At 43.8% G+C, this 22354-nt stretch carries 23 protein-coding genes; 14 read left to right on the top strand and 9 right to left on the bottom strand.

Annotation, left to right across the window (positions count from 1 at the left end; genetic code table 11):
- Positions 1-74: 74 nt before the first annotated feature.
- The 5 genes from RH86_RS12805 to RH86_RS12785 all read left to right on the top strand — a co-directional run bounded on the left by RH86_RS12805 (position 75) and on the right by RH86_RS12785 (position 3583).
- A complete protein-coding gene (locus RH86_RS12805; RefSeq protein WP_009386499.1) occupies positions 75-524 on the top strand; it encodes an Lrp/AsnC family transcriptional regulator in 450 nt (149 codons plus the stop codon).
- Complete coding sequence (locus tag RH86_RS12800) at positions 517-1437, top strand: LysR family transcriptional regulator (RefSeq protein ID WP_009386497.1); 921 nt, start codon at positions 517-519, stop codon at positions 1435-1437. Before RH86_RS12805 ends, RH86_RS12800 begins: the two co-directional genes overlap by 8 nt.
- Positions 1438-1526: 89 nt before the next feature.
- On the top strand, positions 1527-2144 hold the full coding sequence (locus tag RH86_RS12795; RefSeq protein ID WP_009386496.1) for a LysE family translocator: 618 nt from the start codon (positions 1527-1529) through the stop codon (positions 2142-2144).
- Positions 2145-2191: 47 nt separating this feature from the next.
- A complete protein-coding gene (locus RH86_RS12790) occupies positions 2192-3172 on the top strand; it encodes a Gfo/Idh/MocA family protein (RefSeq protein ID WP_009386494.1) in 981 nt (326 codons plus the stop codon).
- Positions 3173-3184: 12 nt separating this feature from the next.
- A complete protein-coding gene (locus RH86_RS12785; RefSeq protein ID WP_009386492.1) occupies positions 3185-3583 on the top strand; it encodes an OsmC family protein in 399 nt (132 codons plus the stop codon).
- 118 nt (positions 3584-3701) lie between these two features.
- Here the strand turns inward: RH86_RS12785 and RH86_RS12780 are convergent, their stop codons facing one another.
- Positions 3702-4247, bottom strand: a complete 546-nt coding sequence (locus RH86_RS12780) for a murein L,D-transpeptidase family protein (RefSeq protein ID WP_009386490.1) — start codon at positions 4245-4247, stop codon at positions 3702-3704.
- A gap of 356 nt (positions 4248-4603) precedes the next feature.
- On the opposite strand from RH86_RS12780, the gene RH86_RS12775 reads away from it, so the two are divergent.
- Complete coding sequence (locus RH86_RS12775; protein ID WP_009386488.1) at positions 4604-6727, top strand: GGDEF domain-containing protein; 2124 nt, start codon at positions 4604-4606, stop codon at positions 6725-6727.
- A 27-nt stretch (positions 6728-6754) separates the two neighbouring features.
- On the opposite strand, the gene RH86_RS20565 is transcribed toward RH86_RS12775, so the two are convergent.
- From RH86_RS20565 to RH86_RS12745, 7 genes are all read right to left on the bottom strand, one after another.
- On the bottom strand, positions 6755-6922 hold the full coding sequence (locus RH86_RS20565; protein WP_005596353.1) for a hypothetical protein: 168 nt from the start codon (positions 6920-6922) through the stop codon (positions 6755-6757).
- A gap of 129 nt (positions 6923-7051) precedes the next feature.
- The gene (locus RH86_RS12770) at positions 7052-8686 is read right to left on the bottom strand and encodes a BatD family protein (RefSeq protein ID WP_223296351.1); all 1635 of its coding nucleotides are present in this window, start codon (positions 8684-8686) and stop codon (positions 7052-7054) included.
- 32 nt (positions 8687-8718) lie between these two features.
- Positions 8719-10749 carry a VWA domain-containing protein gene (locus tag RH86_RS12765; RefSeq protein ID WP_009386483.1) on the bottom strand — a complete coding sequence of 677 codons (2031 nt, stop codon included), beginning with the start codon at positions 10747-10749 and terminating at the stop codon, positions 8719-8721.
- Positions 10742-11710 (bottom strand): vWA domain-containing protein, encoded by a 969-nt coding sequence (locus tag RH86_RS12760; protein WP_038219669.1) that lies wholly within the window; start codon positions 11708-11710, stop codon positions 10742-10744. Before RH86_RS12760 ends, RH86_RS12765 begins: the two co-directional genes overlap by 8 nt.
- On the bottom strand, positions 11711-12172 hold the full coding sequence (locus RH86_RS12755; RefSeq protein WP_005592854.1) for a DUF4381 domain-containing protein: 462 nt from the start codon (positions 12170-12172) through the stop codon (positions 11711-11713).
- Between the two features lie 4 nt (positions 12173-12176).
- Positions 12177-13094 carry a DUF58 domain-containing protein gene (locus RH86_RS12750; RefSeq protein WP_009386476.1) on the bottom strand — a complete coding sequence of 306 codons (918 nt, stop codon included), beginning with the start codon at positions 13092-13094 and terminating at the stop codon, positions 12177-12179.
- A gap of 8 nt (positions 13095-13102) precedes the next feature.
- A complete protein-coding gene (locus tag RH86_RS12745; protein ID WP_009386474.1) occupies positions 13103-14059 on the bottom strand; it encodes an AAA family ATPase in 957 nt (318 codons plus the stop codon).
- Between the two features lie 480 nt (positions 14060-14539).
- On the opposite strand from RH86_RS12745, the gene RH86_RS12740 reads away from it, so the two are divergent.
- The 4 genes from RH86_RS12740 (at position 14540) to lhgO (ending at position 17631) form a co-directional block, all read left to right on the top strand.
- Positions 14540-14740, top strand: a complete 201-nt coding sequence (locus RH86_RS12740) for a hypothetical protein (RefSeq protein ID WP_005592857.1) — start codon at positions 14540-14542, stop codon at positions 14738-14740.
- A gap of 401 nt (positions 14741-15141) precedes the next feature.
- Positions 15142-15354: a hypothetical protein gene (locus RH86_RS12735; RefSeq protein WP_009386473.1), complete on the top strand. Its 213-nt coding sequence runs from the start codon at positions 15142-15144 to the stop codon at positions 15352-15354.
- A 315-nt stretch (positions 15355-15669) separates the two neighbouring features.
- The gene (locus RH86_RS12730; RefSeq protein WP_223296345.1) at positions 15670-16317 is read left to right on the top strand and encodes a hypothetical protein; all 648 of its coding nucleotides are present in this window, start codon (positions 15670-15672) and stop codon (positions 16315-16317) included.
- A gap of 102 nt (positions 16318-16419) precedes the next feature.
- Complete coding sequence (gene lhgO, locus RH86_RS12725; protein ID WP_009386471.1) at positions 16420-17631, top strand: L-2-hydroxyglutarate oxidase; 1212 nt, start codon at positions 16420-16422, stop codon at positions 17629-17631.
- Positions 17632-17715: 84 nt separating this feature from the next.
- Here the strand turns inward: lhgO and RH86_RS12720 are convergent, their stop codons facing one another.
- Entirely contained in the window at positions 17716-18078 is a 363-nt protein-coding gene (locus tag RH86_RS12720; protein ID WP_009386470.1) for a cystatin domain-containing protein, read from the bottom strand.
- 226 nt (positions 18079-18304) lie between these two features.
- Here RH86_RS12720 and RH86_RS12715 point away from each other — a divergent pair, with 226 nt between their 5' ends.
- The 4 genes from RH86_RS12715 to opgC all read left to right on the top strand — a co-directional run bounded on the left by RH86_RS12715 (position 18305) and on the right by opgC (position 22289).
- On the top strand, positions 18305-19138 hold the full coding sequence (locus RH86_RS12715) for a DUF6279 family lipoprotein (RefSeq protein WP_038219667.1): 834 nt from the start codon (positions 18305-18307) through the stop codon (positions 19136-19138).
- A gap of 104 nt (positions 19139-19242) precedes the next feature.
- The gene (locus RH86_RS12710) at positions 19243-19983 is read left to right on the top strand and encodes a sulfite exporter TauE/SafE family protein (protein ID WP_009386468.1); all 741 of its coding nucleotides are present in this window, start codon (positions 19243-19245) and stop codon (positions 19981-19983) included.
- A gap of 207 nt (positions 19984-20190) precedes the next feature.
- A complete protein-coding gene (locus tag RH86_RS12705; RefSeq protein ID WP_005597911.1) occupies positions 20191-20400 on the top strand; it encodes a hypothetical protein in 210 nt (69 codons plus the stop codon).
- A 326-nt stretch (positions 20401-20726) separates the two neighbouring features.
- Complete coding sequence (gene opgC / locus RH86_RS12700; RefSeq protein WP_223296344.1) at positions 20727-22289, top strand: OpgC domain-containing protein; 1563 nt, start codon at positions 20727-20729, stop codon at positions 22287-22289.
- Positions 22290-22354: the final 65 nt, after the last annotated feature.

Below are 22354 nucleotides of genomic sequence, written 5' to 3'. Positions count from 1 at the left end.
TTAGATTACACAGAAAGATCGGGTATTATCATTTGAATTCAACACGGATTAGTTGGGCTATTACTAGGAATCATATGGATCAGTTTGACGAAAAAATTCTTACCCTGCTGAAATCGAATGCACGTTCACCGATTAGTGAACTGGCGAGACAAGTGAACCTGTCGCGTTCGGCGGTGACGGCGAGAATCCAAAAGCTCGAAAAGGACGGTATGATATTGGGTTACCATGCCAATATTAGAAAGGTGGATAATCAGCCGAAGATTAAAGCCTATTTGGCATTGAAGTTTGACACGTCGAGTTCGACCAAACACTGTGAATCTTACGCGGCGCAGTTTTATCAGATTGATGGGATAAAATGGAGCCACGCGATCAGTGGGGAGACGGATATGATGCTTTATGTTGAAACCGAAACGATGGAAAGTCTAAACAATATTCGCAATCAACTGCACGCCATTCCTGAATTACGTCATTTGACGACTCACACTGTATTAACCGAGTTCTTCAATACTTTACGCCATGATTAATCATATTAACTTAAACCTGCTGCGCTCATTGCAAGTCCTACTTGAAGAGTGTCATGTTAGTCGCGCTGCGCAGCGACTTAATATCACTCAATCGGCAGTCAGTCGGCAGCTCGCTCAATTACGCACCTTATGTGATGATCCTCTATTGGTCCGAAATGGTAATGTATTGGTTGCGACACCAAGAGCTCAAGTATTATTGAGTCGCGTTAATTCACTATTAACGCAGGCGGATGAGTTGTTTAGTGACATACCGTTTGTACCTGATATTTGGCAGCAAGAGTTTGTGTTTTCCTCTAGTGATTATGTGGCGCAGTTTATCGTCCCTGAAGTGGTTTCCTTGCTGAGCCAACAAGCCCCGCTTGTCGATTTGACTTATCGACTATGGCAGCCTGATTATCTGACACAAATACAATCGACGGGCATTGATCTGGCATCGACGATGCTAGCACAACCACCGGAACAGCTTTCAAGTATCCTGATTGGTCAGGACAACTCAGTTTGCTTAATGCGCGAGCATCACCCTTTAATGGCAAAATCGCTTTGGTGCAGCGACGATATTGTTGGCTTTCCCCATCTCAAGGTCACTGGGGGAGGGGATAAAGATAGCCACGCCGATTTCGCTTTATCTGCATTGGGGCTTAAACGTCGTATCGCCGTGAAAGTGCCTTTTTTCTCCGCGGCGGTTAATGCACTGCAAAGTAGCGATCTATTGATGATTGTGCCTGAGCACATTGCGATTAATCTGGCTAAGCAAGCTCCATTGTCTTACCGCTCTTTACCTTTTGAAACGATAGCTCATCTTTATTGGCTAATGTGGCATCCTAAGTTTGATCAGGATAAAGCCCATACGTGGATGCGTAATAATGTATTGCAAGTGATGCAGCATTCGCCGTTTTCGATAGGTATGATCTGAAATCATATTGAATATGATAAAGTTTGATTTCATTGCATGATGAATTGGGCGTAGTGTAGCTGAACTTTAAACTTATCTAAGATAATTCGATGACATTAACAATCTGGCTTTCGCTTTTTACTGTCTGCCTATTAGGAGCCATGTCACCAGGGCCAAGTTTAGCGATGGTCGCAAAACATAGCCTTGCTGGAGGCCGTAGTAACGGCCTTGCCACCGCATGGGCGCATGCGTTTGGTATTGGTATTTATGCGTTTATTACCTTGATTGGCTTGGCAGTAGTATTGCAACAATCCCCACTGCTGTTCAAAACCATTAGTTATGCGGGAGCGGCTTACTTAGCCTATTTAGGCGTCAATGCGCTTCGTTCTAAAGGCGGTGTTGCTGCTAAACTGCAGTCAGGTGAGCAAACAAGCTTATGGCAATCGGCGAAAGAGGGTTTCTTGATTTCCATCTTAAGCCCTAAGATTTCGCTGTTCTTCATTGCTCTATTTAGCCAATTTATCGCGGTTGGCAGTGATCTTACCAGTAAAGCCGTGATTGTGATTACCCCTCTCGTCGTGGATGGTTTGTGGTACACCCTAGTGACGTGTTTGCTCTCTAGCTCTCGCTTTATTGACAAAATAAGGACTAAGGCACAGTTGATCGATCGTCTTTCTGGCATCATCCTGATTTTGTTAGCCGTGCGAGTGGTCTTTACCCTTAACTAAAGACATATTACCTCGCGATAAAGATTAAGCACGAAATTAGGCTTATTATGATTAGACTTGCCGTTATAGGTACCAATTGGATTACCAAACAATTTATCGAAGCAGCACTGTTTACTGAGAAGTATCAATTAAGCGCGATTTACTCACGTTCTATGGATTCGGCGCGCTCTTTCGCGCAACAGTTTCCAACAGCTGCCCCCTTACTGTTTGATGATTTGTCTGCTCTTGCTGCGAGTTCTTCAATCGATGCGGTCTATATCGCCAGCCCTAACTCGTTTCATGCCGAGCAAGCGATTCAATTGTTGCATTCGGGCAAGCATGTGATTTGTGAAAAGCCATTAGCGGCGAACTATGCACTGGCACAACGTATGTTTGAGACTGCCGAACAGAACCAAGTTGTCTTGTGTGAAGCGTTTATGTCCCCTCACACGCCAAACTTTAAAACACTAGAGGCCGAGTTACCTCGCATAGGTCGATTAACCAAGGCGTTTATTAGTTATTGCCAATACTCGTCACGTTATCCGAAATATCTAGCCGGTGAGAATCCCAATACCTTTAATCCCGCTTTCGCAAATGGCTCGATGGTTGATATTGGATTTTATTGTCTTGCTTCGGCGGTCACGCTATTTGGTGAACCGCGCCAAGTGAGTGCTCAAGCGCAATTGCTACCTTCCGGAGTGGATGGCAGCGGTAGTGTTATTTTGGCTTATGATGGGTTTGAAGTGGTGCTACAGCATTCGAAAACCAGTGACTCGCTATTGCCGAGCGAATTCCAAGGCGAAGATGGCGTGTTGCACATGTCGATGATATCGGTTGGCAAACAAATCACCAAAACGCTTCGTGGCCAAGCAATAGAAGACCTTTCTGTAGAGCAACATAGTAACCCGATGATCTATGAAGCGCTCGATTTTGCTGAGAAGATCGTCAATAATCACATCGACCCAGAGGCGAAACAACGCTCGCTGGTGGTTGCTAAGTTATTAACGGAAATTCGTCGCCAAACCGGGGTGGTTTTTCCCCAAGATTGATGAGAGATAGAAATGCAAGCTGAAGTAAAGTGGGTTGAAGATTTTAAGTTCCTAGGTCAATCGCAGTCAGGCCACTCGGTCGTTATGGATGGTAATGGTGGTGCGACAGCGCCAAGCCCAATGGAAATGGTATTGATGGCTGCTGGTGGCTGTAGTTCAGTCGATGTTGTCGATGGTTTAAAAGAAGCAGGCCAAAAGGTGACGGCATGCACTGCAAAATTAACAACAGAACGTCGTGAAACGGCACCGCGTATATTTATACAGGTTAATATACATTTCGAAATTTCAGGCGATAACATCGACCCTCAGATTGCCGCTAAAGTTGCCGCCGACTCACTAGAGAAATATTGCTCGGTTTGTCTGATGCTAGGTAAAGGGGTTGAAATGAGCCATAGCTGGGAAATTATCTAACCCATTTCTTTTACCGATTATCATTGAGTCGAGTACTACGCTCGGCTCTTTATCTTGTTTAGTGATTTTACTAAAGCATGACTGGCTAATTGGATACGGCAATGAGTTGTCGCTAAACTCACGGCAAAATTTCTATTGGGGTACCTTGTTTTACCAGTCGTAGTAATTCATCCATTTCTTCATTAGTTAGTGCAATGCAACCATCTGTCCAATCAAAGCTCTGCACAAATGCACTCGAGCGGGCCTCACCATTCTTTTGACCGTGAATTTTAATGTCACCGCCGGGATTAAGACTCAGGCTATTGGCGACAGCCATATCGTTTAGATTTGGGTAGTCGATGTGTATTGAACGGTAAAACTGCGAGTTCTCCATCACATGGCCAAGGCTATAGTTGCCTTCAGGTGTACGTTGGTCGCCTTCTTCTCTTTTATGACCAATTGGCTGTTTTCCGAGTGCGATACGAAATTCGCGGATAACTTCGCCATCTTTGAATAGGTATAAGCGACGTTTTGATTTATCAACGCTGACTTTATCGACACTGACATTATCGGCAGCGACTTGATCGGCCGTCAGTTCATTTGCCGGCGCATCAATGATGAGCGTAAGTTGTGCTAGTGATGGCGTTGAAGCAACGAAAGCGAGTAAGAGAATCCATCGTTTCATTGAAAAGCATAATTCCAGTTGAGGTCAATACATGGAGTTTAGCCGTTATAGGTTCACTGTCTACAATATCTTGGTCGAGGGATGGGTGAAAGAGTGGTTTTTATCGCTATCCTTTTCTAAGCATTAAGAATGAAATAGCAGCTTAATGTTCCCGCACGAGTTTTAGACGAAGCATGAAACTAATGTAAAAAATGGACAGAAGATCAAAAAAATGCAATTAGAATCATGTATATGATATTTATACGCAACTAAGTGCGAGGTAGTTAACACGACGTCTCGAATTCTATTTGATCATCGTGAGGTCAGTGCTAATTTTGTAATGCGAAATTACCATTCAAGCGAAAGAAAGGATCTCAATGTTTGCGCGCGCATTGCTAAAAAACATCATGTCAGCAAGAAATCATCGCTTTCTTGCGCATTCACTGTTTCAGTATATTGATGAGCTGCTCGAACCGCAGTCGGCTAGTATTGTTTCTGAACCCCATTCGAGCGAGCAACCGCAAAGTTTATACGAGCAAGGTGATCCCACTACACTTAATAACTATCCTGATACTTTTTGGTCTTGGGTCGCTCAATTTGATACCTCTGATGGTCTTATTCCTTTAGCGATGGCAACCTGCCAGTGGGAAGGAAATAGTATCATCAATCATGATAGCTACATTTTCATGATCGACAATTTCTCAGAAGCGCGCACCTATCTGATTTTGGAAAATGTCGAAGCAGATAAAATGCAGCAAGCCAGTCTGGAAAACTCACTTGATTTATTACAAGTCATTGCATCTCGTTGGCAATGTGTCCGTGCCGAATTAGAAGCCGCGAGTGAATACAAGCAGCGGGACATTAAAGAAGCCAAGTATCTCGATGTGATTCAGCAGCGCGAAAAATTCATTGAAGATATGAAGTTAGTACAGCGCATTTCGGTTGAGATATCCAACCCAGAAACCATTGATGATTTGCACCGTATTGCGGTTGAGGCGATTCGCGAACAATTGGGTTTTGACCGTGCAGCATTTATGCTACTTGATATTAAGAAGCGCTGTTTTAGTGGTACTTTTGGTACGGATGAGAATGGAAAAACAGTTGAATTACAACATACCCAATATGATCTTCATCAGCTAGAAGAAGCTTATATCAATGCACTCTTTGAAGGGCAAGATGGGTTAGTTGTGCTTGAAGATGCTCCTCTTTACAACGATGGTGCAGTGATTGGCCAAGGTTGGAACGGTATGCTGATCTTACGCGATGGCGATGACATCATCGGCTGGGTTGCTCTTGATAACTACATTAATCGTTCGCCTATTACCTCCTACCAAAAACAGATGCTGGAGTCATTTGGCTCGCTGTTAGCGCAAATCTACATTCGCAAGCGTCAGGAACAGAATGTGAGAATGTTGCACGCTAGTATGGTTGAGCTTTCACGTTGCATGACGGTGCGTGATGTCTGTAAATCTGCGGTAACATTTGGTATTAATCGTTTAGGCATCGATCGCCTAGCGGTCTTCTTGACCGATGAAAATTGTTCTTACATGCAAGGTACTTGGGGAACAGACATCCAAGGTAACGTGGTCGATGAATCTTATTACCGCTCTGAATTAGTTGATCGTTCTATCGTGAACAATGCGCGGTCGAATCCGAATGAAGTCGTGTTTGAAGAGTCGGTGCCGATTTATCATGATTATCACATCGTTGGTTTCGGCTGGACGGCAATGACGATGTTGACTAGTAGCAGCGGTGAGCCAGTTGCTTTTATTGCCGCTGATAACTTGATCCGACGTATTCCTTTGACCCATCAGCAACGTGAAATGATACGGATGTTTGCCTCGAATCTGACTGAAGTATTGTCACGAACTCGCGCTCAAGAAGCGGTGCATGTGCTCAATGAAACATTGGAGCAAGAGGTTAAAGAACGGACGAAAGAACTACAAAAAGCCAATGAGCAACTTGAACTGATGGCGAAGATGGATCCTCTTACTCGCCTTGGTAATCGTCGTATGCTTGAATCATTGCTAGAGGATATCTGTGTTGATGATAAAGGTCGTGGTGCAACTTATGGCCTAATTCTAGTGGATATTGATCATTTCGGTTTGTACAACAATTATTATGGTCATATGCAGGGTGATATCGCTCTAATGCGCGTTGGTAGTATTTTGCAGTACCACGCACAACTCTCCAATGAAGTGTTTTGTCGCATTGGTGGCGAAGAGTTTGCATTATTAGTCGTTAATCAGAATGAACAGCAGGTTGTTGCACTGGCAGAACGAATTCGTGCCAGCATAGAAGAAGAAGCTATACCTCATGCTGATAACGAGGGACGCAGCGTGTTAACAGTCTCTGTTGGTTACACCGTCACAAGTGTGGCGGGTGATGAGTTTAACTTTGATGCACTCTATGGGCAGGCTGACCAAGCGCTTTATCAAGCCAAAGGCAGTGGACGTAACATCATTCGAGGTTACAAAATGGCATTAGAAGTCGTTGAATAATAAAAAAGCAGCCGTATGGCTGCTTTTTTATGGAATGATTGAAAAGATATCGCTTGGTGCAAATCCATTCTGTTTCAGTACGGCGATCGCTTCATCTCTATTTTCAGCAGAAACTAATAATTCCGCTATTTTGTCGCCATCAAAATAGAGAATTCGATATTGCTGGCTTAAATACTCTTTTTTTACTGCAGACATACTACCCCTCATTGAATTACCGCCTAATACTAATCCCCTATAGTGTAGATGGATACTGCGATAAGCGGCAAAACTATACTGGTCTGAAAGATGATGCAATAATCAATCTGTTGCAGAGCTTTTGTTTGTCTAAAGTTTGGCCAATTGAGGCGGTTGCCGCTTTTTCATTGATGTTTGTTTCGCCAATTGTTTGATCAGTTTGATGAGTTGAGTATGGCCCCACACCGAATCGCCTCCCCCATAGATATGGTTGTTCATCGCTTCAAGCTCCGTTTTTATTTTGTCGATGAGAGGGGAGTCCTGACATTCTTGCTCCGTTAGCCAGACTCCAATTAGGTGCTGAATACGAGGCGCATCTTGTTGCTCAATGGCAATGAGTATGGCTTTAGTTGTGTCGTGCTCGACACTCGAAAGGTGGGGTGCCTCGCTGTGTCGGCCTAATCGCGTTTTGATATGCCAAGCAAGAGTACTTATCCATAAAAGGGCAAAGAGCGCAGTTAGGTAAGGCCAATAACCGCGATTATACTCAACCACGACGCTGTGCGTAGGCAGAGAAGGAGGGGTGACCACGGCAGGAGCCGCGCTTAACTCATTCGGTTCTATTGTCAGGGATAGTGCATTAAGCGAAGTGACGACTTTACGGTCACTTGCGGTATTCCACCATTCAAGATCAATGTTTGGTAAGACATACTGGCCAGTTTTTTGGGCAATCAATACTTGTTTTACCGTCATCTTAATATTGCCATCAGAGAGTTGAGTATACTGAGGCTTTTCAGCGTATTGACGAATTGCACTAGGGTAATTGACGATAAATTGTGGGAATCGTTCTGGCGCTAAACCCTCTACAGTCAAAGTCAATTCGCGAGTAATCGAGTCACCCACTGTAACCTTGAGTTCGCTGTTGCTTTTATCTTTTGAGACTGTCGAGAGCACATTGCCATCGGCATCTAACCAACGTTGTGTTAAATCAAGCGACGGGGTCGGGATCCACTGTTTACCAAAACCTTGAGGTTTTGCTTTGACCTCCAATGGGAAGGCTTCTGGTGCAATGTTGATAGGAATGAGTTTGGTACTGCCAGTACGGTTACTGCCGTGTACCAGAGTGGCTGAAAAACCAAGGCTATTTAAAGTGTAGTGACCAGCTTGTTCGGCTGTGATCAAAAATCGTTGTTCAAAGACCGTCACTTCAACACCGTTAATAACTTGTGTTGTCTGCTTGGCTTTTCCCTGTTCAGTAACAGATAGGCCCGGGCTGTTATTGAGCGCAGCGGGGGCGATAAAGTTTGGATTTTGTAATCGACGTAGGTCAGCTTTAAAGATTAGGCGAGTGGTCAACTCTGCGCTTTGATCAGGATAAAGCGTTGAGCGAGATAACTGGCTTTGAATCTCAACGAGATCATTTTGCTTTGGCAAGTCCGTATCAGCATTTACCGTCATCTCTATCGGCTGTGAATAGCTACCCTCTATTTCGAAGGCTGGAATCGTCAATTGACCGAGCGATTTGGCCTTTAGGGCGATCGTCCATTCGCTTGAACTACTGCGTTTGCCGTTAGTAAAGTTCAATGAGCTTGCAAAGCTTGGTTGCCCAAGAAAAAAATTCGCTTCTAGTGGTTTGAAATCAATAGCGTCAGCATCTACTTTCTCATCAAAAATAAGGCGCAACTGAAAGACTTCGGCTTGAGTCACTTGATTGCTTTTAACCACCGCCCAAAGGTTTGCAGCAAAAGCGTTACTGGTAAAGGCTAGGAGACTCACGAGAGTCATCATCAATGCCAAGAGAGTGCGATGTTTGAATATTACCATTGTTTGTTCGACTCTTTAGGTGGTTGTTTTTGTTGTGCTTGTAGCTGAAGCTGAGCACGAATCAGTTGGCTAGGATCTCTAGCGGCTTCTACTTGTTCCAGTTTCCGAAAGGCGGCGTCTTCGCGAGGGCTCTGATTTGGTGTTGATGAATGGGCTTGTGCCATGCCTTCACTTTCATTCTGCTTTTGCTTTAGCAAATCGTTTTCCGAATTAAGCTGCGGATCTTTTTCATTACTGTTATTGGCATTGTCTTGGGAGTGCGATGCCTTTGGTTTAGATTGTTTTTCCGCTTGCTTGCCCTGAGTTTGATCGCCATTCTCGGCTTGCTGAGACTGCTGAGACTGCTGAGACTGCTGAGACTGCTGAGACTGCTGAGACTGCTGAGACTGCTGAGACTGCTGAGACTGCTGAGACTGCTGAGACTGCTGAGACTGCTGAGACTGCTGAGACTGCTGAGACTGCTCATTCTCTGATTGTTCTTGACTCGATGGTTGTGATTCTTGACCATTTTGTTGCTGTTGCTGTTGCTGTTGCTGTTGCTGTTGCTGTTGCTGTTGCTGTTGCTGTTGCTGTTGCTGTTGCTGTTGCTGTTGCTGTTGCTGTTGCTGTTGCTGTTGCTGTTGCTGTTGCTGTTGCTGTTGCTGTTGCTGTTGCTGTTGCTGTTGCTGTTGCTGTTGCTGTTGCTGTTGCTGTTCGAGCACTTTTTTCACTGTCTCTAAGTTGCGTAATGCGTCTTGATTATTAGGTTCTGTCGCCAATACCTGCTCATACTTATCAATGGCTTGCTGGTATTGCTTCGCTTGCGCGAGTGAGTTCGCCAAGTTGTATTGGCTGTCAATATCATCAAAAGATTGCAGAGATTTAATCGCGTTCTCATAGTCACCGGCTTGATATTGCGCGGCCCCTTTCCAGCGTTGATCTTTAAATAAATCTGCCGCTTGTTGAAATTCTTCTTGTTCAAATAACCGATGAGCCTGCTGATCATCGGTGAGAAAAGGGTTAGCTTGTGCGGCCGGTGACGGCATCAACAAAGGCAGCGCAATAAGCACAGCGAAGACACTTCCTCGACGAAATAGAAATAAAGCAGGGATAATCAGTACGAGAGTGAACCAATAGCCGCTGTTTTGTCGGTCACGAATACGATTGTCTGAAGCGCTTTTTTCTGCGCTTTCAATTTGGTTGGTCATGGTTGCAATAGCATTGATATCGCTGTTGTCTGGCTGAACTGAAACAAAAATACCGTTGCCTAATCGCGCAGCTTGCTGCATGTTGCCGAAATCTGTTTTAGCGACCACCGTATTCCCAGTGCTATTTTCGAGTAGGCTGCCATTTGGCAAAGGAATGGGCGCGCCAGTTGAAGAACCTACCCCTAAGATACTAAGACGCCACGGTGAATCTTGGATAAGCGCATCGATAGCTTGAGCTTCGTGATTGTCGAGATCGTCACTGATTAAAACAATGTCGCCGTGAGCAAAACCTGCATTCACTAAGGTGTCGATCGCCAGTTTAACCCCAGAGGCAGCATCGGCGCCTTGATAAGGCATGATGGCCGGCGAGAGGCTAGGGATGAGGCTAATTAGCGTATTACTGTCGTTGGTGAGTGGGCTAACTAAGTAGGCATCTGCAGAATAGACCACCAAGCCTGTAGAGCCTTCACGCCATTGTTTGAGCAAATCCATCGCTTTGTAGCGCGCTTGGCTCAGTCTATTTGGTTGGATATCGTTGGCATACATCGAGAGTGACATGTCTAAAATCAACACTCGGGCACTATTGCTGGTAAAGCTAGGTTTTTCGGTTTGGCTAAAGCTAGGCCCTGCAAGAGCAATAAAAGCCAGCACTCCAGATAGAGCGATAACATAGTATTTTAGCTTTGACGCTTTGGCTGCTCGCATATTGAGTGCTTGGGCAAGGTGCGGAGCAATCAGGCTTTGAGTGCGTCGACGAGAAAATAGCCAATAAGTTAAGACTAACCAACCCACCACCCCCACTAGCCAAATAGGGTATAGGAAAACAAATTCAGACATGATTTCTCCTAATCACAAGCAACAAGGCACTCAGCAATAGTGCTAAGGCCAATGGGTAGCGAAACCATTCTTGTTGTGGGCGCCAGGTTTGAGTGGCTTGGCTAATGGGTTCAAGTTGGTTGATGGTGTCGTAAATATTTGCGAGATCCTCGCTATTTCGCGCGCGGAAGTACTGGCCACCCGTTAGTTGAGCAATCTGTTTTAAACTCGCCTCATCAAGGTCTTGTGCAGTATTGACAGTACGTGTCATGAACAATTGACGCACTTCCATTTCACCGGCGCCAACCCCTACGGTATAAATGGTTACGCCGTACTTTTTCGCAATCTTAGCCGCTTCAATAGGGTCAAGAACCCCGGCAGTATTGGTGCCATCACTGAGTAAAATCATCACTCGTTGTTTGGCTTCACTATCAACAAAATTCTTGGTCGCCAAACCAATGCCTTCGCCGATCGCTGTGTTCGAACCAATTAAACGCAGTACCGCCATATTGAGTTGGTTACTTAATGCATTGCGATCGAGCGTTAGTGGTGTCTGTAGATAAGCGTGATCAGCAAAGAAGATCAGCCCCAAACGGTCACCTTCTCGCTGGCTAATAAAGTCACTTAATACCTGTTTAACCGCAGTCAGGCGATCAATGTAATCGCCTTGATAGAGCATGTCTTCCTGACCCATTGAACCGGATAAGTCAACGACAAGCATCATATCGCGATGTTCGAGTTGATTCATGATCGGTTCTCCATACCAAACGGGTCTTGCAGCCGACAAGATCACAGCAACCCAAATGGCAGCTGCCAGTGTCTTAGCAAGCCATTGTTTTGGTGCGACTTGTGAAGCAGCAATTGGTAAATAAGGTAAGAAGAGTGGCGCAGCATTCTTTACTCTTGGCGCAAGAAAATACATCACCAAAGGTAAAGGAAGTGCCAGCAATACTGGCCACCAGACAAACTCTATATTGGACAACTAGGCTCTCCTTTTCTTTGGTGGCAATGCCTGATTAACCCATTGAGAACAATGTTCAACGAGTTCGTTGCTGTTTTCGACGGCTTGACGTGAATAAAGGACCTTCTGCCATTGCTCAAAATTGGATTCAAACAAAGGTGAATCAATTTGTGAGTCTAAAAAGACGTACCAATCACGCCCCGTAAGTTGAGCAATTTGTTCTCTCGGGTAGTAACAAAGTGCCACTTGGCGAACCAACTCTATTGCTGCCGCTGGTTTTTCTTTTGGGATCAGCAATAACGCCGTTTTCTTTGGCGCTAAGCGTTTTTTTTGCCATCGCAAATAGACGGTAATCAATAACAATACAAGAACGACAGCTGCTGCGGTTGCCCACCAGCCCCAAGCAAGGGGAAACCAGGATGGTACATCCGGTAAGTGTAAATCATTCAAAGGTAATACTGTGTCGTTGTTAGAGCTGGTCATACATTCATCCAGATAGTTGCTGTAACAGTGGTTGTGCACTGGTTAAGGCGCTAAAACTGATCCCTGTTTTGTGTGCGAGAGTTTTTAAGCCTTGTTGTTTATGAGTAAATGCCAACTCAAGTTGTTGGCGGGTTTTTGGTGACGAAAAATCAAGCCAAAGCGTTTTCTTTCGATCGGAAACTTGTTCGACTCCGCGGAAATGAGTTTGTCCTAACTCCAACGGGTCTGAGATGTGAATCATGCGAACGCGATTATGTTGTGCAAGTCTTGATAAGCCGCGTTCATCCTCTTTTGTCAGGCGGATGAAATCACTCATCAGGATAATTTCAGCACCTTTAGGCGCAAGGCGATGGATCGCTTGGAACGCCGTTGATAGGTTCTGTCCGCTATCTTGCCGATTTGTGGCGAGTTGTTGTTCATTAAGGGTGATTAATTGCTGCAAAATGGCCAACGGCCCACGATTTTGCGCGCTAGGTTTGATTTCAACCAGTTGAGTACCAGTATCAATCACAGCACCAATACGGTCTTTCTGCGCGACGGTAAGCCATGCGATAAGGCTTGCCATGTGCATCATCACTACGGATTTGAGCATCAGCGTTGAGCCAAATATCATGCTATGGCTGAGGTCTAGGTACAGAACCACTGGCTTTTCTTTCTCTTCACTAAACAACTTGGTGTGAGTTTTACCTGTCCGCGCCGTGACTCGCCAATCTATGCTGCGAATATCGTCCCCAGCCTGATATTGACGAACTTCGGCAAAGTCCATTCCTCGACCTAACTGACGACTTTGATGTTGCCCAAGTAGTTGCGACCACAGGCTTTTTGCCGGCGGTAACCATTTGACGCTTTGCTGCTTATAAAATAGCAACTCATCGAGTGTGACATTGACGCCATTGGCATCAATGGGAAGCTTGTGTTCCATCATGACCCTTAAGCGCTACCAACCAAAGAGAGTAAGCGCTCAATCACCTGATTACCCGTTGTGCCTTCAGCTTGTGCGTGATAGCTGAGTAATAAACGATGACGAAGTACGGGAAAAGCCATTGCTTGAACATCCTCTGGGGAAACGAACTCTCGGCCAGATAACCAAGCATGGGCGCGAGCACAGCGGTCAAGTGCGATAGTTGCTCGTGGGCTAACGCCAAGCTCTATCCAACTTGCCAGGGTTGCGTCGTATTGATCTGGTTGACGGGTTGCCATCACCAAACGAACGATATATTGCTCAACGCTTTCAGCCATATGAATATTGAGCACTTCTTGTCGCGCTGCAAAAATAGCAGCTTGGCTTAATGTCGGCGGCTCAATACATTTGTCACCTTTTGCTTCGCCACGATTTAAACGCAAAATCGCCAGTTCGCTTTGCGCATCAGGATAATCAACATTGAGGTGTAAAAGGAAACGGTCTAATTGCGCCTCTGGTAACGGGTAAGTACCTTCCTGTTCAATTGGGTTCTGTGTTGCCATAACGAGAAATAGATCAGGAAGCGGATAGGTTTTTCTGCCAGCCGTGATTTGTTTTTCCGCCATCGCTTCGAGCATCGCCGCTTGAACTTTCGCTGGAGCTCGGTTGATTTCATCTGCCAGAATTAGGCTGTTAAAAATAGGCCCAGCTTGGAAGGTAAAATCGCCAGTTTCTGGACGGAAAATATCCGTACCAGTGAGGTCTGCTGGCAGTAAATCAGGGGTGAATTGAATGCGGTGAAAATCACCTTCAATGCAATCTGCAAGCGATTTTACGGCGCGAGTTTTGGCTAACCCGGGAGGACCTTCTACCAAAATATGTCCGTCGGCCAATAGAGCAACGAGTAATTGCTTAACTAATTCTGTTTGCCCTACGACTTGGCTTTCTAGGTATTGTCGTAATTGGTCAAAGGCTTGTGATGTCATTGATGTTGATCTCCTTGTTTTCCACTTAGTCACCGTACCAAAGGAAAGGTTTCATCATAATGGCCTGTTTGATGTTTTTATCACCAAATTGCCACATTAATGGCCGAGATTATGTCTCAATAGCCAAAACCGATATTGTAAGAGATGTTTGATATCATAATCAGTGAGTTAAGCAATAGATAATCTATGAAATCTTAGGTTTCTGGCAATAAGTTTTCCCTAACAGTGAGTGTTCTGGCACAAGCTTTGTCGTTCTGTAGGCAATAGATAATGGTTAGTACAACAATTAGTAGCCAAATTAGGTCCATGGTAAGGGCTTAGGTCACCATTTTTTGGGAATTACGTTTAACGTAGAAAGGGTGCTACAGAACAGCTATCTTTACTACGTTGTATCAGGTGATGGACATCAATTACGCTAGAATAAGACAGCTTAAATGGGTACACTCAGTAGAGTTATTTTGTATAGGTAAGTTTAAGTCCATGAGTGATTTTGAAAAAGAACTAGAACTGATGTCGCAGCAGATAAGCGAAGAGCCAGAAGTTGCTCTACCGTCTATTGATGAGCAAAAAAAGATTGCGGCAGAGCTTAAGCGCTTAGAAGCTGCAGGTGAATTGACCCCTGAGGTATTAGAGCAATATTTTGGACAGTTTTACGCTAAGTCTGATGCGCCAGTTCATTAAATGATCAGTTAAATCACTGGTCCTCGAATCCGAAAAGCCGAGTTTTCATTGATGCTCGGCTTTTTGATGCCTGCTCCGATCTACCTCACTCATAGTACTGTAAGCAATGATATTGATCAGAATTAAATGGAAGTAAAGTTCAATTTTTAATTTGCTGTGGTTGAATTGTTCGCGATGGTAAATAAATTCACTGTTTTATTAAATTTAAAATTTCCATTTAAATCAGTTTGTTGTAATGATTATTTTGTTATTAATGTTGTTAGCATTTTCATGGTTCTAATGGGTTAAGAGTAATTTTACTAAATTAATACTAAAGTATTAGTTAGTTTTATTTGTGGTCTTTATTGTTTTTAAATATTCACGTAAAGTTCGCGTTGGTTATTATTGATGAGACTGACTAAATGGACCTTTATGAAGTGGAGAGATTATTATCTCAACAAGGTGTAAATTTGAGTAATATAAAAATTTTGCCAGCATTAGTCGTCGATAATGAAGTTGTCTTTGTTGGTAAGCAGGGACGAAATCAACTTTCATTTACAAAAGACGTTAGAAATAAGATTAATGAAATCCAGCAATCGCCTAATAAAAACAGGATGAGGGTAAAAAAGTTGTAAGGATATACGTGGGTATGGTCACGGAGGAAAAGCAACGCTAAGTGGCAGATGTCTATAACCATATAAAATTATCGATTTAGATGACCAAGAGAGTTTTTTGTTAAAATTCAACCAATGCTGATGTTAAAAATGCCATTTATTGGTGTTGTACAGTTGCTAACAAATTCTTACATTTGCTACTCATGCGAATTGAACAATATTTACGTGCTGCATTACTAGACAAGAAAGTAGTAGTCGATATTATTCCGTTCAAAATTACTTTGCCGATGCTCTAAGTGCACGAGTTAAGTTAAATTGTTCGATGTTGGGGTGTTAATGAACGTTAAATGGAAGGATTGCTTTTCCTTGTCAAAAAATATATTGATCATGGTTTATGTTCCGGCTGTGAGTTTATTAATATTTGCCGTCATTATGAGTGTAAAAATGGGTATTCCATTTGAAGTGCTATCCAAAGACCCGCTCTCATTTTCCGGCGCAAATCCTTTGACGGGCGTTCTGTCTAATATTGGGATTATTATTTGGTCTGGTGCTGCATCAGTCTGCTTAATGACCGCGTTGTTGTTGAATAAATATGGCTACCCAAGTAATCGTGGATTGTCACTTTTTTTTGCGGGTATGATCAGCCTTGTGCTGCTTCTAGATGACTGCTTTATGTTGCATGAAGTCATTTATCCCCAATGGCTTGGTATTCCTGAAAGCATCATTATGATGACCTATGCATTGATGTTGCTGGCTTATCTTTATCTATTTCATGAAAAAATTCTTAGTGCCGATATCTCCTTGCTGTTGGTGTTTTTTGTTATGTTTGGGTTATCTGCGATAGTTGATTTTGTCTTGCCTAGTACTTTGTTCTCTTGGCACTTTGTTATTGAAGATGGCGCAAAGTTCATTGGGATTGTGAGTTGGTTTAGCTACCATACACTTATCTGTTTTACAGAGATAAAACTCTCTATACTCAAGTAGTTCACCGATAAATGAGTCATTAGCGTTGCAATGTAAGTCAAAGAGTTAACCGTTTTGCTTTGCTATCATAGATGAAGTTCAGCGCGGAAGAGTAACAACGGAATGTACGACTATATTATTGTGGGCGGCGGTATTATCGGAGCCTCGACGGCATGGCAGTTGAAAAAAAAGTTGCCAGATAAACGGATTCTTTTGATTGAAAAGGAATCAGAGTATGCCCAGCATCAAACCGGCCACAACAGTGGGGTTATTCATGCTGGAGTATACTATGCGCCAGGTTCGCTTAAGGCCGATTTTTGTGTGAGAGGCGCCGTAGCGACTAAGCAGTTTTGTGCCCAACATGAGATACCCTTTGAGGAATGTGGCAAGCTAATCGTCGCAACAAATTCACTAGAAGTGACTCGTCTAGATGCGCTTTATCAGCGTTGCCAGCAGAATGAGATTGATGTTGAGCGATTGGATGAAGTGCAACTCAAACTGGCTGAGCCGAATATTCGTGGCTTAGCCGCTATTAGAGTTCAGCAAACTGCCATTGTCGATTATAAACGTGTCACTCAGGCCATGGTGGCAGAGTTTATCTCCTTAGGCGGTGAAGCTCGTTTAGGGATGGAGGTGATTGGCATCTCTGAACTTGATGACGAAGTCCAACTCACCTGTGTATCTGATGAACAAACTTTACAAATAAATTGCCAGTATTTAATCACTTGTGCAGGTCTTATGGCTGATCGCATCACAAAAATGTTGGGCATCGCCACTGATTTTCAGATTATTCCTTATCGTGGCGAGTATTTTAGATTAGCGTCGCGCCATAACCGAATTGTAAATCATCTTATTTATCCAGTGCCTGATCCTCAATTACCGTTTTTAGGGGTTCATCTAACCCGTATGGTTGATGGTTCGGTGACGGTTGGGCCCAATGCCGTCCAAGGATGGAAGAAAGAGGGTTATGGCCGATTTAACTTTAGTCTTAAAGATACGCTGCAGATGTTGCGTTTTGCCGGCTTTTGGAAGGTGACATGGGCAAACTTAAGTACGGGTATTAAAGAGTGGCTAAATTCTCTTTGGAAGCCGGGGTATTTGAAGTTAGTAAATAAGTATTGTCCAGAGATTAGATTGGATGATCTAGAAAACTATCCTGCGGGAATCCGTGCTCAAGCCGTTACTAAAGATGGGCAATTAGTGCATGACTTTTTGTTTAGTGAAAGCGCGCGATCGCTTAATGTTTGCAACGCCCCAAGTCCTGCCGCAACATCAGCGATACCGATTGGCGAATATATTTGTAGTGAAGCGCTGCAAAAATTCGCTGATCATTAAAAGCAAACGCCCAGCTTAACTGGGCGTTAAATGCAGTGATTTCACGATTCTAACGGAAGATTTCGTTTAGATATCACTTCATTGCTATGGACACAATTTGCCTTGTTTAGCAACGCTATCAATCATGTAATCACCGCGAATATTGCGGTACACGATCGCATGCCAAATTTCACCGTTTTCCAACTCAATTTCAATGGCATAGTTTGTACCGTTGACAACTTGACTGCGTACTTCATTGACTTGTTTTAATGGTGAAGCGGTATTCATGCGATCCATTAATGTTGCGACTGCTTTCTCAACTTCAGGCGTCATTTCAGCAACTTGCCAGCCACCTGCGAGCATCTTGTTTTGGCAGATTGGTGAGGTTGCTTGTTTCGGTTCAGAGTGTGTTGCGCAGCCAGCGAGTGACAAAGTGGCAAGCGCAGCAACAGCCATTAATTTCTTCATGTTTTTTCCTTCCTAACAGGCTAGTTTGCAGCCGAGAGTGAGTAAGTGCTTGTTATAATTTGAATGCAGTATGGAGTATTGTCAAAAAGATCATTGGGATCTTAGTCAGTTTGATGTCAATTTTTCGTACAAATCTGCTTGAACCTTCTTGGTTAAGCTGGCGGTATATATTAAAGCTAATATCGATAACCAGTAGTGGAAGGATACGATGAAACAGGGAGGTGCTATGAAACCTTGGCTATTATTGCTGTTGGTCTGTCTATCACTCAGCGGTTGTGGGACTAAATTTGTCTATGACAATGCCGATTGGTTAGCGATTCGCTTTGTTGAAGAGTTTGTTGAACTTAACGACAATCAGCAAGAGATGATCAGCTTTGCCATTGAGGATGCCAGTGTGTGGCATCGTCGAGAAGAAATTCCCGCCTATATTGCGGAATTGAACCAAATTTTACTGATTTCTCCTAGTACATTTACCGAAGCCCAATTTATCTCGCATGAAGCTCGCTGGCGTCAATTTTCATTCCAGTTATTAGATCGGTTTTATCCAGTCGTCATGCTGCTGATTGCTAGCATGAGTGATGCTCAGGTTGAGCAGTTTATGAATGCACTGCGAGTGCGTCATGTGCAATTTAAGCATCAGCGAGAATCTGAAGACGAAGTGGAACTCATCGCTCGTTATAAAAACAGAATTAGCGAAAACCTTGAAGATTGGTTGGGGCCGCTAACGTCCTCACAGTTGAAGGTTATCGATGCTTGGGCATCCGATTTACAAGTAACGACGCCGTTATGGTTTGAGTACCAAACTCAACTTAGAGTCGAACTCATAAGGCTGTTTTCTCAGCGACATAACCCAGATAAATTGGCAGCTTTGTTAAACTCGCTGCTTTATAGCCCAGAGCTGTTTTATTCTGACCAACTTTATAAACGTATTGAGCATAATAGTACGATTGGGCGTGCTTACTTGGTTGAAGTGATTAATCTAATGACAGAGCAACAGACTCAATATTTTCGTGATGAAGTTCGAAGTTGGCGGGATATATTGGCTGAGTTGCTCGACTAACACACGGCTAAAGTGGCATGTAAATTTAGCTGTTTTGTCGGTAGAGTGGTTTTCTATCAAGGAAAGATGAATTGGCGATAACGAAATAAAGCGAAGGAACGCGGATGGATTGGTGGTTGCTATTTTTTGCTGGAGTGATTGGTGGAGTCATAAACAGCGTTGCGGGCGGAGGCAGTTTTATTACCTTTCCAGCATTAATGTTGGTCGGAATTTCACCGATCGTCGCGAATGCAACCAATACCTTTTCTGTCAGTGCTGGTTACGTGTCGGGGGCTTATGGCTTTCGCGATGACTTTATGCATCAACCCGCTAGAGTGGCTGTGATTCTTGCGTTAAGCGTGGTGGGGGGCGCGATAGGGGCAGCCTTACTTATTACCATCAATGAGCAGCTTTTTACTCGTACTATCCCGTGGTTGTTGCTCTTTGCGACCTTGCTGTTTCTGTTCGGCTCGCATCTTAGTCGTTGGCTTGAAAAACAACGGACAGCGAGATGGATTTTACCCGTGGTATTGATTTTAGTCAGTGCTTATGGCGGCTTTTTTAACGCGGGTTTAGGCATTGTGGTACTGAGCTATCTGATTCTGGCGGGGTACCAAGACATTAATCAAATGAACGGTCTCAAATTGGTTGTGTCGAGCGGCGTCTCTTTGAGTGCCATGGTGGTGTTTATTTATCAAGATATGATTGCGTGGTTGCCGGGGTTGGCCGTATTAACGGGCAGTGTGTTTGGAGGGTATCTTGCGGCTCGAATTTCGCGTCAATTAGCGCCTATCTATATTAAAATCTTTGTTGTGATATCCAGTATCATAATGACGGGTTATTTCTTTGTTGATGCTTATATCTAAGTGCTCGATAACTATTTGTGTTCACTCTCACATAACCTTTAATAGCCTCATCCGTTAGTATGATTTTGAGATCTTGTTTGCGGTTTTTTTATACGATTTTGCTGATAATTTCACTGCACACATTGGGCTTATTATCAGCCAATAACGGAACGGCTCTTTAGTTTTGTTCGTGCTTTTTCGATATTTCCAGTAGATAGAGGAGGAGTTATGGATAGAAAATTAGGTCACGTGATGACAAACAGCCGCATGATCACCTTTATTGCGTTTCTCGCAGCAATCTTCGCATGGTTTTTACATATGAATGCGTTGTTCTTTGTCTCTGTGGTCGCGCTCATTGGTGCCGCGTGCCTGTTTATTAAAGATAAGTATTTTCCTGTAAAGGTGATTCATCCGTCCAATCGGGAGAAGAATGCATAGCAACGGTTTTGTTGTTAGCCGATCCTTTACTACGCAAAGAGATTTAAGAGAAATTAAGCAGCCGATTGGATTTCACCATCGGCTGTTTTGTTTTCACTGTACTACTTTTTCTCTCCTGTTCCTTCTCCGTGATTCCTTTGGTAGGGCGTGTACAGCGATACCTAAACGGACTCAATTTCGCAGAGCTCAACGTGAATTCTTGCCTTTGGTACCTACGTTCAATCAGTAAATTCCGAGAGAGATCATGTTCAGTGCACAATCGGTCAGATCGAAACGTTAGATATTTTGCACACTAAGGGCTGATGTTAATCTTATTAAGGAATAGGATGATGAAACGCATTCCAGCGTTAGATTCAATACGAGGGCTATTGCTGCTTATTATGACTCTCAACCACCTGTTTTGGATTAGTGGTGGGAGTTCGATTTTTCAAGCGTTTACCTTACAACCTTTAGGCCAATTTGGTGCTGCTGAAGGGTTCATTTTAGTCTCGGGTTTTCTGGCTGGAGCGATATATAGCCGACCAACTCAACGTATAAATGAGGTAAAGCGCAAAGCTTGGAGACGAGCATGGGAGATCTACCGGTATCATATCGTTTGTTTATTGACGGTCTTTACTTGGTTCGGTTTCTGCATCGTTTATTTTCCACAAGCGGCAGAGGCCTTATCACCCAATTTCTCAAACCTTGTAGAAGCGCCTTTTTTGACGGTGTTCTGGAGCTTATTACTGGTCAATAAACCAAGCTATCTCGAGATTTTACCGCTCTATATTATGTATATCGCAATATTACCAGCGCTAGTGTGTGCTTACCGACGTGGCTGGATGAAAGGGGTGATAGCGGTAAGTTTTTCTATTTGGCTCGCCGCGGGCTACCTCAATGATGCTGGACTGGTGGGCTTGTTGAGTTCTAGTTCAACAGAGTTTAAGTTACAAACCGGTTATTTTGACCCATTTGCATGGCAGTTATTATTTGTCGTTGCTTCTGCATTTGGCTTTGCCGCTAATAATCCAGATTTTCGCTGGTATTCATTACCGCTTACGTTGGTATGTGCTGTGTTGGCGGTTTTGATTATGACGATGCATCACGGCGCGTTTCTTTCGTTTGGCATTCACCAAGGTGTGCTTTATTCATTGGCTGACAAGCCTGAATTGGGTTGGTTGAGAGCATTAAACATCGCGCTTTGGGCATATTTGATTGCAGCATTTATCCGTTTTCGACCGACTTGGTTGGTGTTTAGACCATTAAGTTACATTGGCCGCCATTCGTTACAGGTATTTGCTTGGCACACGGTGATGATCTATTTAATGGCACCGATGTTGATGAGCCAACGTTTTGAGGGCCATTATGAGCTGTTGGTGATTATTTGCGCGGTTTCAATTTGGATTCCGGCTTGGATGTGTGAAAAGCGAGCAACTTTATCTGCAAAGACACGTTTGTATATGGGCTTTGGTGGGGCGGTCTCGGTAGTGCTGTTGTTGTCTTTGCTGCTTCAACCACAGGTACTTCCTGAAGTAGAGGCGAATGGCGATGGTGTCGCACCACTATCAGTGACGATCAAAAACATTCAGGATTCGGGATCTGTGATTGTGTTGGTCTATGCCGAGGAGGATGATCTGATGGGAATGCCAAGTATCCATGCTCAGGGTTACTCGGTGGAACAAGTTGAACAGGGAATTACCATACAAGGTTTACCGGTGGGCAAATATGCAATATTTGCCTATCAAGATGTTGATAGCAATCAGCAGCTTACCTCTGGTGTGAATGATATGCCTGTGGAAGGCTTTGGTTATTCAAATAACCCAGCCCTGCAAGGCCCGCCCAAAATGGCACAAGTTCAATTTTCCCATCCGGAAAAAGCCCATCAAACGATACACTTCGTCAACTTTTAGTTAGGAATCGTAATGAGAAAAAGACCGTAGAGATACGGTCTTTTTTTATCTGATGCATTTGTCCA

The sequence above is a fragment of the Vibrio sp. N418 genome, assembly GCF_000222565.1.
Lineage (GTDB): Bacteria > Pseudomonadota > Gammaproteobacteria > Enterobacterales > Vibrionaceae > Vibrio > Vibrio scophthalmi.
This window is presented reverse-complemented; position numbering and strand designations above follow the sequence as displayed.